Origin of the sequence: Vogesella amnigena (assembly GCF_042648905.1) — a bacterium.
Classification (GTDB): domain Bacteria; phylum Pseudomonadota; class Gammaproteobacteria; order Burkholderiales; family Chromobacteriaceae; genus Vogesella; species Vogesella amnigena.
This window is the reverse complement of the sequence record NZ_JBHRYH010000017.1, coordinates 1-13,125: the sequence shown is the minus strand read 5'-3', so window position 1 is coordinate 13,125 and position 13,125 is coordinate 1. Positions and strand designations below refer to the sequence as shown.

General features: G+C 62.3%; 12 protein-coding genes. 7 read left to right on the top strand and 5 right to left on the bottom strand.

Translation table 11 applies throughout. The features are described 5' to 3' along the window. From bamA to rnhB, 7 genes are all read left to right on the top strand, one after another. Positions 1-2,295 (top strand): outer membrane protein assembly factor BamA, encoded by a 2,295-nt coding sequence (bamA, locus tag ACFOKJ_RS07335; protein WP_390277976.1) that lies wholly within the window; start codon positions 1-3, stop codon positions 2,293-2,295. Between the two features lie 9 nt (positions 2,296-2,304). Further along, complete coding sequence (locus ACFOKJ_RS07330; RefSeq protein ID WP_390277974.1) at positions 2,305-2,796, top strand: OmpH family outer membrane protein; 492 nt, start codon at positions 2,305-2,307, stop codon at positions 2,794-2,796. Between the two features lie 61 nt (positions 2,797-2,857). Continuing rightward, positions 2,858-3,901: a UDP-3-O-(3-hydroxymyristoyl)glucosamine N-acyltransferase gene (lpxD, locus tag ACFOKJ_RS07325; RefSeq protein ID WP_390277972.1), complete on the top strand. Its 1,044-nt coding sequence runs from the start codon at positions 2,858-2,860 to the stop codon at positions 3,899-3,901. After that, positions 3,898-4,371: a 3-hydroxyacyl-ACP dehydratase FabZ gene (gene fabZ / locus ACFOKJ_RS07320; protein ID WP_390277970.1), complete on the top strand. Its 474-nt coding sequence runs from the start codon at positions 3,898-3,900 to the stop codon at positions 4,369-4,371. Before lpxD ends, fabZ begins: the two co-directional genes overlap by 4 nt. A 2-nt stretch (positions 4,372-4,373) precedes the next feature. Further along, a complete protein-coding gene (lpxA, locus tag ACFOKJ_RS07315) occupies positions 4,374-5,147 on the top strand; it encodes an acyl-ACP--UDP-N-acetylglucosamine O-acyltransferase (RefSeq protein ID WP_390277968.1) in 774 nt (257 codons plus the stop codon). A 3-nt stretch (positions 5,148-5,150) separates the two neighbouring features. Continuing rightward, positions 5,151-6,320 carry a lipid-A-disaccharide synthase gene (lpxB, locus tag ACFOKJ_RS07310; protein ID WP_390277966.1) on the top strand — a complete coding sequence of 390 codons (1,170 nt, stop codon included), beginning with the start codon at positions 5,151-5,153 and terminating at the stop codon, positions 6,318-6,320. Then, positions 6,314-6,898: a ribonuclease HII gene (gene rnhB, locus ACFOKJ_RS07305; RefSeq protein ID WP_390277964.1), complete on the top strand. Its 585-nt coding sequence runs from the start codon at positions 6,314-6,316 to the stop codon at positions 6,896-6,898. Before lpxB ends, rnhB begins: the two co-directional genes overlap by 7 nt. A gap of 4 nt (positions 6,899-6,902) precedes the next feature. Here the strand turns inward: rnhB and ACFOKJ_RS07300 are convergent, their stop codons facing one another. The 5 genes from ACFOKJ_RS07300 to ACFOKJ_RS07280 form a co-directional block, all read right to left on the bottom strand. Then, positions 6,903-8,834: an ImcF-related family protein gene (locus ACFOKJ_RS07300; RefSeq protein ID WP_390278581.1), complete on the bottom strand. Its 1,932-nt coding sequence runs from the start codon at positions 8,832-8,834 to the stop codon at positions 6,903-6,905. A gap of 6 nt (positions 8,835-8,840) precedes the next feature. Then, a complete protein-coding gene (locus tag ACFOKJ_RS07295) occupies positions 8,841-10,496 on the bottom strand; it encodes an ImcF-related family protein (RefSeq protein ID WP_390277962.1) in 1,656 nt (551 codons plus the stop codon). Positions 10,497-10,516: 20 nt separating this feature from the next. Continuing rightward, entirely contained in the window at positions 10,517-11,872 is a 1,356-nt protein-coding gene (locus ACFOKJ_RS07290) for a hypothetical protein (protein WP_390277960.1), read from the bottom strand. After that, a complete protein-coding gene (locus ACFOKJ_RS07285) occupies positions 11,872-12,129 on the bottom strand; it encodes a PAAR domain-containing protein (protein ID WP_390277958.1) in 258 nt (85 codons plus the stop codon). The genes ACFOKJ_RS07290 and ACFOKJ_RS07285 overlap by 1 nt, the downstream gene beginning before the upstream one ends. Positions 12,130-12,292: 163 nt before the next feature. Then, a complete protein-coding gene (locus ACFOKJ_RS07280) occupies positions 12,293-12,784 on the bottom strand; it encodes a hypothetical protein (protein ID WP_390277957.1) in 492 nt (163 codons plus the stop codon). Positions 12,785-13,125 lie beyond the last annotated feature (341 nt).

Genomic DNA, 13,125 nt, shown 5'->3' with positions numbered 1-13,125 from the left:
ATGAATAAACGTTTTATTGCCGCTGCAGTTTCTACCGTTCTTATGTCGCCGCTGTGGGCGGCCGACAGTTTTGTCATCAAGGATATTCGCGTTGAAGGGCTGCAGCGTACCGAGCCCGGCACCGTGTTCAATTACCTGCCGCTGAAAGTGGGTGACAGCTTCAGCGACGAAAAGGCCTCTGCCGCGATCAAGGCACTGTTCGCTACCGGTTTCTTTAACGATGTCCGGGTCGAAGCCGACAAGGACGTGGTGATCGTGTCGGTAAACGAGCGCCCGGTGATCTCGCGCCTGGATATCTCCGGCGCCAAGGAATTCAACAAGGACCAGCTGGTCAAGGCGCTCAAGGACAACGGTCTGGCCGAGTCGCGCATCTATGATCAGGGCCTGATGGATCAGGCGATCCAGGAACTGAAGCGCCAGTACTTCAGCAAGGGCAAATATGCGGTGGAGATCACCCCGCAGGTTACCAAGCTGGACCGCAACCGTCTGGCCATTACCCTGGACATCGTGGAAGGTGTTACCGCCAAGATCAGCAGCATCGATATCGTTGGCGCCCGCCATTTCGAAGAGTCCGACCTGCTGGACGAGTTTGCGCTGACCCCTTCCGGCTACATGACCTGGTTGTCCAAGGCCGACCAGTACTCGCGCCCGCAACTGAGTGCCGATCTGGAAAAGCTGCGTGCCTTCTATCTGAACCAGGGCTTCGCCGAATTCAATATCGACTCCACCCAGGTGTCGATCAGTGCCGACAAGAAAGAAGTGTTCCTGACCATCAATATCACCGAGGGCAAACAGTTCAAGGTGAACGAGGTGCGTCTGGCCGGCGATCTGAAAGTGCCGGAAGCCGAACTGAAACAGCTGCTTACCGTGAAGCCGGGCGCGCTGTTCAATCGCGAGCTGGTCAATGAATCGGTGAATGCGCTGTCCGACCGTCTGGGCGCGGAAGGCTATGCCTTCGCCAACGTCAACGTTACCCCGGAAATCGATCGTGAAAAGCAGACCCTGGTACTGACTTTCTTTGTCGATCCGGGTCGTCTTACCTCGGTACGCCGCGTCAGCATTGCCGGCAATACTCGTACCCGCGACGAAGTGATCCGTCGCGAGCTGCGCCAGCTGGAAAGCGCACAGTACAACGGCGCCGCAGTGAAACGCAGCAAGGAGCGCCTGGAGCTGCTGGGTTACTTTGAATCTGTAGAGGTGGAAACCCCGCCGGTTGCCGATACCCCGGACCAGGTCGACATGCTGGTGAACGTGAAGGAGCGCGCCACCGGCTCGATCCAGGCCGGTATTGGCTACGCGCAGAACGACGGCCTGCAGCTGTCCGCGTCGGTATCTCAGTCTAACGTGTTGGGTTCCGGCAAATCGGTAGCCGTCAACTTCAACCAGGGCAAATCTTCCAAGGTGTATTCGCTGTCGTTCACCGACCCGTACTACACCGTGGATGGCGTGAGCGTGGGCTACGACGTCTACAACCGCGTCAGCAAGCCATACAACTCCAATAGCGGGAATTACGACCTGTACAAGAACAGCACCACCGGTGGCATGGTGCGCTTCGGGGTGCCGGTAACCGAGTACGACCGCATCAACTTCGGCATCGGTGCCGAATTCAGCAAGCTGACACTGGGTGCGGACAGCCCGGAGCAATACCAGGAATTCGTGACTGACAACGGCGAGAAGAACACCACTTACCTGGCTACCGCTGGTTGGTCGCGTGACAAGCGCGATAGCGCGCTGTGGCCGACCCGCGGCAACAGCATGAGCGTAAACGTCAGCGCCGGCCTGCCGGGCGGCGATCTGCAGTACTACCGTGTCACCCATAGCCAGAGCTGGTTCTGGCCGCTGTCCAAGACCTTTACCTTTGCCCTCAGCGGCGATATCGGCTTTGCCAACAGCTACGGCCAGACCAAGCGGGTGCCGTTTTTCCAGAACTTCTACGAAGGCGGTCTGGGTTCGGTACGCGGCTACGATAGCGGCAGCCTGGGTCCGCGCGACAGCGATGGCGATGCCCTGGGCGGTACCCGCAAGATCGTGGGCTCCGCCGAACTGTTGTTCCCGTTCCCAGGCATGCGAGACAATCGCAGCCTGCGTACCAGCCTGTTCTTCGATGCCGGCACGGTATGGGATGACCGCATCAAGAGCGTGACTGCCACGGATGCCATGCGTTACTCCGCGGGTGTTGGCTTGGCCTGGTTGTCGCCGATCGGCCCGATGAAGTTCAGCTACGCATTCCCGATGGGCAAGAAGGAAAACGACGACGTACAACGCTTCCAGTTCCTGCTGGGGCAAACCTTCTAAGGACGGCGTATGAACAGCATTTATCGCCTGGCGTTGCTGGGCACGCTGCTGGGGTCGGCCGCAATGGTGCAAGCGGCTGATCTGAAAGTGGGTTATATCAATACCGAGCGCGTGTATCGCGAGGCTTCGCCGGCAATGGCCGCGCAGAAGAAGCTGGAGCGCGAGTTTGCCGCTCGCGAGCTGGAGCTGAAGAAGCTGGCTGCGCGCGGCAAGGAGCTGGAAGGTCTGATTGCACGCAACAAGACCAATGAAGCAGAGCGCAAGGCACAGGAACGGGAGCTGGCTTCCGTCGACCGTGAATACCAGGCCAAGATGCGTGATTTTCGCGATGACCTGAACCAGCGGCGCAACGAGGAGTATGCGTCGGTGCAGGAACGTGCCAACCGCATCATCCGCCAGATTGCCGAGCGCGAGCAGTACGATCTGATACTGCAGGATGCGGTCTATGTCAGCCCCAAACTGGATATCACAGTGAAGGTGCTGAAGGAGCTGGAGAAGTAAACCGGCTCCCCTGCAGAAACCCGAAGCCGACGCCAGTCGGCTTCATTGTTGATGAGTTCCGATGAAACTATCGCAAATTGTGGCCGCCCTGGGTGGTGAACTGCGCGGCGAGGATCGCGACATCGTGCGCCTGGCGCCGATGGGTGAGGCAACGGCGCAGGAAATCACCTTTCTGGCCAACCCCAAATTCCGCAGCCAGCTGGGCAGCTGCCAGGCTGGTGCAGTCATCGTCAAGCCGGCTCTGGCTGACGAGGCGGCAGGCGAGGGTCGCAGCCTGATCCTGGTGGCCGACCCCTACCTGTATTTTGCCAAGGTGGCTACGCTGTTCAATCCGCCGGCCGCTGCCCGTGCCGGCATCCACGAACGTGCCGTGGTGGGCGAGGGTGCGCGTATCGCCGCCAGCGCCGAAGTGCGGGAGCTGGTCAGTGTTGGCCGCAACGTGGTGATTGGCGAACGCTGCATCCTGCATCCGGGCGTGGTGCTGGGCGATGACGTGGTGCTGGGTGACGACGTGGTGCTGTACCCCAATGTCACCATTTACCATGGCTGCCGGCTGGGCAACCGCGTTGGCGTGCATAGCGGCACGGTGATCGGTGCCGACGGCTTTGGCCTTGCCTGGGCCGGCGACAGCTGGTTCAAGATTCCGCAGACCGGCCGGGTAATCATCGAGGACGACGTGGAAATCGGCGCCAACACCACCATCGATCGTGGCGCGCTGAACGACACCATCATCCGCCGCGATGCCAAGATCGATAACCTGGTGCAAGTGGCGCACAACGTGGAAATCGGTGCCCACACCGCCATTGCCGGCTGTGCCGGTATTGCCGGTAGCACCAAGATCGGCGCCAACTGCACCATCGGTGGCGCGGCGATGATCGTCGGCCATATCGATATTGCCGACCGCACCCATATTGGTGGCGGCACGCTGGTATCCAAATCCATTCGTAACGCCGACAACTACGCGTCGTCGTTCCCGCTTTCCACTTACAAAGACTGGCTGACCAACGCCTCGCATCTGCGACACCTGGATCAGCTGGTCAGCCGTGTCAAACAGCTCGAAAAAGCACTGAAAGACGTGCAACAGAACAAGGACGCACAAGCATGACCGAAGCCGTAAACAACACCGACAGCGCCGCAGTACACATCGACGTGCGCGAGATCATGAGCTACCTGCCGCACCGTTACCCGTTCCTGCTGGTGGATCGCGTTACCGAATTCGTGGCCGATACCCGTATCAAGGCACTGAAGAACGTCACCATCAACGAACCGTTCTTCATGGGTCACTTCGAACAGTACCCGGTAATGCCGGGCGTGCTGATCATCGAAGCGCTGGCGCAGGCTGCCGGCATTCTGGCGATCAAGAGCCAGGGCCAGCGTGCCGACAACGAGCTGTATTTCTTCGTCGGCATCGACAAGGCCCGCTTCAAGCGCCAGGTAGTGCCGGGCGACCAGCTGGTATTCGAGGTGGAAACCATCACCGTGAAGCGTGGCATCGGCAAATACAGCGCCCGTGCGCTGGTGGACGGCCAGGTGGCCTGTGAAGCCGAAATCATGTGTGCAAAACGCGAGGTGTAAGCATGGCCATTCACCCCACCGCCATCATCGCCGAAGGTGCCAAGATTGCGCCGGACGTGGAAATCGGCGCCTATAGCATCATCGGCGCCAATGTCAGCATCGACAGCGGCACCTGGGTCGGTCCGCACGTGGTGATCGAAGGCCATACCAGCATCGGCAAGAACAACCGCATCTTCCAGTTCAGCTCGCTGGGTGCGGTGCCGCAGGACAAGAAATACGCCGGTGAGCCGACGCGACTGGAAATCGGTGACAACAACACCATCCGCGAATTCTGTACCTTCAACATCGGTACCGCGCAGGATGTGGGCGTTACCCGCATGGGCAACAACAACTGGATCATGGCCTATGTGCACCTGGGCCACGATTGCCAGGTGGGCAACAACACCATCTTCGCCAACAACGCCACCCTGGGTGGCCACGTGCATATCGGCGACTGGGTGATCCTGGGCGGCTTTACCAGCGTGCACCAGTTCTGCCACATCGGCGATCACGCCATGACCGCATTCTCCAGCGCCGTGGCGCAGGACGTGCCGCCATACGTGATGGCGCACGGCAACCGCGCCGTACCTAGCGGCATCAATGCCGAGGGTCTGAAGCGCCGTGGCTTCACCGCAGAGCAGATCCGCAACATCCGCAACGCCTACAAGTCGCTGTACCGCAAGGGCCTGTCCTTTGACGAGGCGAAGGCCGAGATCATTGCCGCCGCTGCGGCCAACTCCGAGCTCGACCTGTTCGTGCGTTTCTTCGAGACAGCCAACCGCGGCATCATCCGTTAACTCATGACTGCAAAGTTGTTTACCCGCCCGGGTGCCCTCAAGGTGGCCATGGTCGCCGGTGAGGCCTCGGGCGATATGCTGGGCGCACACCTGATGGACGCGCTGCGCAGCGCCCACCCCAATATCGAGTTCGCTGGCATTGGTGGCCCGCGCATGCTGGCCCGCGGCTTCCACAGCCAGGTGCCGCAGGAAAAACTGGCGGTGCGCGGCTACCTGGAAGTGCTGAAAAGCCTGCCGGAGCTGCTGCGCATCCGTCGCACCCTGCGCGACACGCTGATCCGCGAGCGCCCAGACGTATTCGTTGGCATCGATGCGCCGGACTTCAATCTGGGGCTGGAGAAAAGCCTGCGCCAGGCCGGGCTGCACACCGTGCACTATGTCAGCCCGTCGGTATGGGCGTGGCGGCCGGAGCGAGTCAGCAAGATCGGTGAATCCGCCGACCTGGTGCTGTGCCTGTTCCCGATGGAAAAGCCGCTGTACGACGCGGCCGGCGTGCATGCCACCTATATCGGCCACCCGCTGGCCAGCGAGATCCCGTTTACGCCGGATCGCGATGCCATGCGCGAGCAGCTGGGTCTGCGCAAGGACTGCCCGGTGTTTGCGCTGCTGCCGGGCAGCCGCCGCAGCGAGCTGGAGTACATGGGTGGGCTGTATATCGAAGTGGCGCGCAAGCTGCTGCAGGAATACCCGGACGCCCAGTTCCTGGTGCCATTGGCCACGCGGCCAACCCTGGACCAGTTCGACCGGCTGCTCACCCGCCACAAGGCCTGGGATCTGCCGATCCGCAAGCTGATTGGCCATGCACAGATGGCGATGATCGCCGCCGACGTGGTGCTGGTCACCAGTGGTACCGCCACACTGGAAGTGGCGCTGACCAAGCGGCCGATGGTAATCAGCTACAAGCTGTCCTGGCTTACCTACCAGCTGGTGAAGCGCAAGCTCAGACTGCCGTTCGTCGGCCTGCCCAATGTGCTGGCCGGCCGCTTCGTGGTGCCGGAGCTGTTGCAACACGAGGCCACGGTGGACAAGTTGGCGGCGGAGGTGAGCAAGCTGTACCGCGACCAGGACAGCCGGCAGGACATCATCAGCACGTTTGAGCGCATGCACGAAGTGCTGAAGCTGGACTCCGCCAAGCTGGCCGCACGCGCGGTGCTGCGGGTGGCACGATGCTGATCTGCGGTGTGGACGAGGCCGGCCGCGGCCCGCTGGTAGGCGCGGTCTACACCGCTGCGGTAATCCTCGACCCGGCACGGCCCATCGCCGGGCTGGCCGATTCCAAGGTGCTCAGCGAGGCGAAACGCGAGGCACTGGCCGAGGAGATCCGCGCCAAGGCGCTGGCCTGGTGCATCGCCCGGGCCGACGCCGCCGAGATCGATCGCGTTAACATCTTCCAGGCCACCATGCTGGCCATGGTGCGCGCGGTGGATGGGCTGGCAATCGTGCCGGACAAGGTGCTGATCGACGGCAACAAGATCCCCAAGACCCTGCGCCTGCCGGCCGAGGCCATCGTCAAGGGCGATGCCAAGGTGGCGGAGATTTCCGCTGCCTCCATCCTGGCCAAAACTGCGCGTGATGCCGAGATGATCGCGCTCGATCAGCTGCATCCGCAGTATGGCTTTGCCCGCCACAAGGGCTACCCCACGCCGGAGCACCTGGCCGCCATTCTCGAACATGGCGTCTTGCCCGAGCACCGCCGCAGCTTCGCCCCGGTACGCGCGCAACTGGCAGCGGAGCAGGGCAGCCTGTTCTAGTCCATTACGGTTTTGCCTTCCCAGCGTTGGCCGCAGCCGGTTTTGGTGCCTGCTGCGCCAGCCCGCCGGTATCGAACACCCGCGCCGGCAGTTTGAAGTGGTCCAGCTGCAGTAGCGCGAGCGGGCCGCTGCCGGCCTGGGTGCGCAGCGTGTAGCGCAGCTGCGCGCCGTCATCCAGCGGCCAGACGAGGCGCCAGTCGCTGTTGTTCAGCCGCTCGGCTTTTGCTTTGGCCAGCAGGCGGATGAAGCCCCACGGGCCGGGGGAGTCCTGCTGTTTGCGCAGGCCGCCGTCCAGCGATTCCCACAGCAGGGTGCCGCCGGCTTTCAGCGGCTCGCCCGGCCAGGCCAGGTTCTGCCATACCGGGCGCTGGTTGAAGTAGCGCACGCTCTGGCCGTCCAGCTGCAGCTGGCTGTCGGTGACCTTGGGGTGGCCCAGCGCCATCAGGCTGAAGCGGGTCTTGAGATCGCCCTCGGCATACAGCTGCCCGGCCAGCCAGGCCAGCTTGTTCAGGCTGTTGAGGAAGTCCACGTCGAAGCGCAGTGCCTGCGCGTACAGCGGGTTGGGCACCCACTGGTCGCCCTGTTTCTGCAGGATGCCGGCCAGCTCGTTGCCGGCGAAGCGCTGGATATTGCCTTGCGGGCCGATGAAACGCGCCAGCTCGGCCAGGCTGGCGTCGCTGTCGCTGTCGTTGAACGGGTAGCGGCCGGCGAAGCTGCTGTTGAACGGCCGCACCACGCTGGCATCCCACAGGCTGTTGAGGCTGGCGGCGGCCGGGCGCATCAGCGTGCGCCAGCCCTGGTCCAGCGGCTCCAGCAACAGGTTCTGCCCCATGCCGGCCCAGGCGCTGCCCAGGCTGGCGGCCACCAGCTGCGCGTAGTCGCGGGCGTCCACCAGCTCGCTGGCGCGGCCCTGGAACAGGTTCTGCGCCAGCTGGCGCGCGTAGGCGTCCGGGTCGGCGGCGGCGTTGACCTGGTCCAGCTTCAGGCGGGTGGCGCTGGCGCGGTCGAGGTAGCGTTGCAGGCTCAGGCTGTCGGCAGCGTTTGCCGCCGCTTTGCCGCCGGCATCACTGCTGCCTTCCACATTACCGGCCAAGCGCAGCAGTGGGCCGAAGGCCTCGGCCAGCGGGGCGCCAAGGGCAGCATTGGCCGCTTTGCTTGCTGCCGCCTGCGCCGCCGGGTCGGCATCGTCGCTGTTGAACACATTCTTGGCCTTGTCCACCAGCGAATCCGCCAGGCTGCGCTGCTGCGCGCCGGCCTGCGCCTGCCACACGATGGTCTGCATCAGGCCGGCCAGCGGCGACTGCTGCGCATCGGCATACACCCGCAGCTGCTCGGCACTGGCGGAGAGGTTGGCCGCAGGCTGCCACTGGATGCGGTTCAGATAGCCCTGCCAGGCATGGGCGAAGTCGGCAAAGTAGCGGCGCTGCAGCGCAGCGGCGATGTCGGCCGGCTTGTCACTGCTCTTGATCGCCTGCTGGCCCAGCACCCAGTCGCCATTGCTGGCGGTCTGCTGCGACAGGCGGCTGATCGCCTCCTTCACAAAGCCATCGTAGGCCTGCCGGGTGTAGACGCCGGGCAGGTTGCCTGCTACTCGCCACAGCCCGCGCGGATCGCGGCCGCCGGTCAGCGTGGCCAGCGGCAGATCGGGGAAGCGGGCGCGGCTGTCGGCCAGCAGCTGGCGGTACAGCGTATCAGAGGCCTGCTCCACGTCGATCAGCCCGGACAGCGTCTGGCGTGAGGCCTGCAGCAGCGCGGCATTACCGGGCAATGCCCACTCTGGATGCTGCGCCAGATGCGCGGCATAGAAGCGCGCTACCTGCTGCAGCCGGTCCGGCGACTGCTGGCGCCAGGCAATGGCACCGCCTGCGGCCAACCTTGGCGCCAGGAAACCTGCATCGGCATGCGCCGGCTGCACCAGCATCAGCCAGGCTTTCAGCGCCTCTTAACCTTGCTGGCTGATGGCGGCGGTGGTGGAGGCGGGGGGGCTTACAGCGGGAGTGGAGAGTGGGGAGTAGGGAGTGGGTGACGTGGCTCCGGCCTGTGCGGTGCCAACGGCCTCAACATTGGGGGAGTGGGGAGTCGGGAGTGGGGAGTCAATGCTGCCATCCAGCGGCACCGCGCTCAGTGCCTGCAACTGCAGCGCCAGCTGCGCCTGCACCGGCGCCGCCAACCACTGCCGCGCCGCCGCGCCATACGGCGCCCAGGCGCCGGCCAGCAAGTCGTCATCACGGTTCATGCCGACCCGCAGCAACCACGGCGCGCCATGCTGCTGATGCGCCTCCAGCACCGCGATATCCTGCTGCACCGCGACCAATGCGGCCAACCCGGCCTCCGGAGTGCGCGCCGCCTGCAGCGTGGCGAGGTTGCCGTGCAGCTGGCGCACGAACGCGCGGTTGGCCTGGTAGGACAGAACTATCCACACGGCGGCAACCGCCGCCAGCAGGAGCACGCTCCAGCACAGCCAGAACTTCAGCCCCGGCCGGGTACGGCGCGCATAGCTGTGACGAAACTGCCGCAGCCAGGCGGCAGGCAGTTGTACATTCAGCGCGCTGTCCAAGGCCGATTGCGGGGCGGCAACACTGGGGGAGTGGGACGCGGCGAGTGGCGACGCTGCATTGGGGGAGTGGGGAGTCGGGAGTGGGGAGTCAAACCCTGCCCCGGCTCCCGCCCACACCGGTGCCGGGCAGAACCACAGCCCCACCAGATGCTGCTGGCGGTGCAGGCGCTGGCCCAGCCGCTCGCAGCCGGCGGCCAGCGCCGCGCCCTGGCGCTGCAGCCACTGCGACAGCGCAGCATCGAAATGCCACGCCAGCCCACCGGCCATCGCCGCCACGCCGGACGCTGCCAATGGCGCTTCCAGCTGGTTGAACAAGGGCAGGGTGATCTCGGCGCGGTTCGCCTGTTCGCGCCAGCTCAGCAGAATCGGTGGCGCCGCTTCCGGCCGTTGGCCGCTGACCTGTGCCGGGCTCAGCAGCAACTGCACCGGCAAGGCCACGCCACAATCTGCGGCCAACCCTGCCAGCGCCGCGCCGCCATCGGGCGCTGCACTCTGGCTGACGAGCACGATGCCATCCGCCGGCAGCCGCCACCGCCCACGCAGCCGCGCCCAGCCACCGTCGGGCGGCGTGGCGCCGCTCCAGACCAGCACTGCCTGCCGCGCATCCAGCCAACCCTGCTCGATCAGCCACGGGAAATGCGCCCGCACCAGCGCCTCGTCCCCGGCCACCAGCAACCATAGCTTGCGCCGGCGCTGCCACCAGCTGTGCTGGGCGGCGAGGTGGCGTTGCAGGGCGGGGTGCCAGGCGCGAGTGGCAAGCAGTTGCTTTTGCTGTTCCACGTTCTCGTCCCGTGCCTGGCGGCGCTGCAGCCAGCGTTGCCGTAACGGGCTGTCGCGTTGGCCACCACTGGCCCACAGCAGCAGGAGGGCCATGGCCAGGCAGCTGCCGAACAGCACGGCTTCGGCACGCCACTTCAGGGCCTCGCCGGGAAACTGCATATCGTCCTGCCAGATGAACAGGCTGCCGCCAAGCAAGGTAGCCAGCAGGAGCAGGGCTAAACCACGCACGATACGTGGGCGACCAGTAGACATGTCGGACATGACGGTAAACTCTCTTTCCGTTATTCAGATGGCGGCTCGGCAGCTGCTGGGCTGCCAAGCGGCTCGATGACCAGCGCTACCGGCAGCGGATCACTGGCGATCACCAATTGGGGCTTGCCGCTGTTGGCCGCATGCTCGGCGGCTACCGCCAGGCTTAGCCAGCCGGCGGTCTGCCCCACATTTCCCAGTGCTGCCGCCACATCGATACGCGGGTGTGCCGCAGTGGGCAGTGGCAGCTCGGCCAGTGCCGTCAAAACGGCGACCTGGTCCGCGCCCGGCGGCACGGCCAGCCAGACCTGCTCCACATCGCTGGCTGGCAAGGTGCTCCAGCGCAGCGCGTAGGCCAAAGACTGGGTCACGGTATTGGCGGCCCGGCCCAGTTGCTCGGGGCGGTTGAGCCAGGCCAGTGGTGGCATATCCTCTGCTGCAGACGGCTGCTCCGGGCCGAACAACAACGCCACCGCCGCGTCGCCAGACCCTGCCGGTGGCGTCTCATGCCCGTGCACGCTGACCAGCAAGGTCAGCGGGGCGGCTTGTTCCAGGCAACGATCCAGCAGCAACAGCCCCTGCTCGGCCGTATCCGGCGGCAGCAGCGACACGCCACAGCGCGCACAGGCTTGCTGCCAATGTGCCAGCGGGTCGGATGCGGCCAACGCCGGCGCCCAGCTGAGTACCACGCGGGGCGGGCTATGCAGCGTCTGTAGCTGCGGCAACAGGGTTTGCAGCAGCTGTACAAATACCCGTGGCAACCAGGATGCCGGGGAGTGCGGCGGTGCGGCTTCCGCAGAAGGCACCACGGGCAAGTTCGCATCCGCCTCCAGCGCCAGTGCGATCTCCATCGCGGCCACATCCTCATCGCTGGCGAAGGCCTCCTCATCCACATCGTCCGGCAACGCTTCTGGTAGCGCCTGCGCCAGGAAATCCGCCGGGAAACGGGCACAGATCACATGGCCCACCCCGTCGATTGCGGTGGCGGCCAGGGCGCTGTCTCCTGCCAACAGGCGCGCCGCCAGCCCATCGCTACCCAGCGCGCATTGCTGCGCAATCGCATACAGGTACAGCGGCTGCTGGCCACGCAGGGTTTCTTCCGCCAGCAGTGTCTCGCGATCCGCGTTCCAGTCCAGCACTGCGATGTGGCAGTGGTCATGCCACCACAGCCGCACCCCCAGCAGGGCGGCGTAGCCGCACAACGGCCAGATCAGCACCCGGCTCCACCACGCCAGCGTCATCACCGGCTTGCCGGCGGGCCAGAACAACCAGCCATACAGCGCGCCTGCCAGCAGGCACAGCAACAGCAGCAGTAGCCAGACCCACACGCGCAATGGTGGCACCGTGGTCTCGTCCGCGGCCGGGATGTCTTCCAGCGTAATCGGCATCAGGCTTTCCCGGCCTGCGACAGCGAGGCGATCAAGGTGCAGCCGCAGGCACAGCGGTGGCCATGCAAGGCCACCGGGATGCCGTTATCGGTAAACGCGGCATCGCCTTCGACAATCTCGTTACGGCCATGCCGCGGGCAAGACACCGGGTCGCCGCGACGCGCCAGCTTGCGGCCGGCAAAGGTCATGTGCGGCGAGCCGGCCAGCACTTCGCCGCCACCGGTATGGGTATCACCGACACGAATGAAAGGGCGCATGGGGAATTCCGTGGAGGAATGGGGGGGGGGTTATGGTGCATTCTATTTATCAAAAACATTCAATAGCTTCTGACAAGCTGAATCATTGGCAATGATTTATTTATTTTCCGATTGTTATTTTTAGATAACTTTCGTAAGTTTGTTTTTATTTCATAAAAATATTTTACTTATAGAAAATGAAACTAGAATTTGCGGTTTTTGTTGCTTTTTTAATGTCTGTAAAGCACCTTGATATTGTGTTTTCATTGTAGTAGCTGCTTTCTATTATGGTGGATGCTTTTATTAGTTTAATGTTTATGAACTCGTCTGCGCACTTTGGTTTTATTTCAACTATATTTTTTCTTCCTGATAAATATATAAAGAATCTATATATTTTATAAACCCCCATTCCATCGTCTATGTGCCATATGGAAAAATATTTATTATTGATGTTTTTTGATTTGTATACTTCAATGTGAATTGATTTTTCTGAATCCATATCTATGGATTTTTGCTTTTTTAATTTTCCGGATTTTAGTTTTATAGTTGCAATTGATTTTTCAGTTGTGATATATAGTTTTGTTTGGTCGTCGATGTTTATTGCCACCTGCTCGTTGGCATAAGATTGGGTTGTGCTAAAGATGGCAATGGGGAGTATGTATTTTGTGATTCTCATTTTTTAATGACGTCAATTTTTTGGAATGTCGAAAGAAAGCCCTTTGCGTAATTGGTTGATGTCTCGCTGTATCCGGTGTTTGCGTATGCATAAATATAGAATCTGTTTTTTTCTGTAAGGCTGGTAAAAACGGTGATTGATGTTTTTTTCTGTTTGTTCGTTTTTGTTTTCTGATGGTAAGTATAACGTCTCAAGAGTGATTTGGTCGGATCGACTTTTGAGTTTTCCATTTTTTATGGCTATGTCCCAATTACGAGTTGGTAACTAAGCTGAAGCAAGCACCTCACCAGGAGCGCGATGATGGATACCCAATCCTTTCAACGTCTGCTTGCCCAGCTCGA

Excerpts from the sequence above, each read along its gene's own strand:
- fabZ (WP_390277970.1), top strand. The coding sequence starts at position 3,898 with ATGACCGAAGCCGTAAACAACACCGACAGCGCCGCAGTACACATCGAC.
- ACFOKJ_RS07280 (WP_390277957.1), bottom strand. The coding sequence starts at position 12,784 with ATGAGAATCACAAAATACATACTCCCCATTGCCATCTTTAGCACAACC.
- lpxB (WP_390277966.1), top strand. The coding sequence starts at position 5,151 with ATGACTGCAAAGTTGTTTACCCGCCCGGGTGCCCTCAAGGTGGCCATG.
- lpxD (WP_390277972.1), top strand. The coding sequence starts at position 2,858 with ATGAAACTATCGCAAATTGTGGCCGCCCTGGGTGGTGAACTGCGCGGC.
- ACFOKJ_RS07290 (WP_390277960.1), bottom strand. The coding sequence starts at position 11,872 with ATGCCGATTACGCTGGAAGACATCCCGGCCGCGGACGAGACCACGGTG.
- ACFOKJ_RS07330 (WP_390277974.1), top strand. The coding sequence starts at position 2,305 with ATGAACAGCATTTATCGCCTGGCGTTGCTGGGCACGCTGCTGGGGTCG.
- ACFOKJ_RS07295 (WP_390277962.1), bottom strand. The coding sequence starts at position 10,496 with ATGTCCGACATGTCTACTGGTCGCCCACGTATCGTGCGTGGTTTAGCC.
- rnhB (WP_390277964.1), top strand. The coding sequence starts at position 6,314 with ATGCTGATCTGCGGTGTGGACGAGGCCGGCCGCGGCCCGCTGGTAGGC.
- bamA (WP_390277976.1), top strand. The coding sequence starts at position 1 with ATGAATAAACGTTTTATTGCCGCTGCAGTTTCTACCGTTCTTATGTCG.
- lpxA (WP_390277968.1), top strand. The coding sequence starts at position 4,374 with ATGGCCATTCACCCCACCGCCATCATCGCCGAAGGTGCCAAGATTGCG.
- ACFOKJ_RS07285 (WP_390277958.1), bottom strand. The coding sequence starts at position 12,129 with ATGCGCCCTTTCATTCGTGTCGGTGATACCCATACCGGTGGCGGCGAA.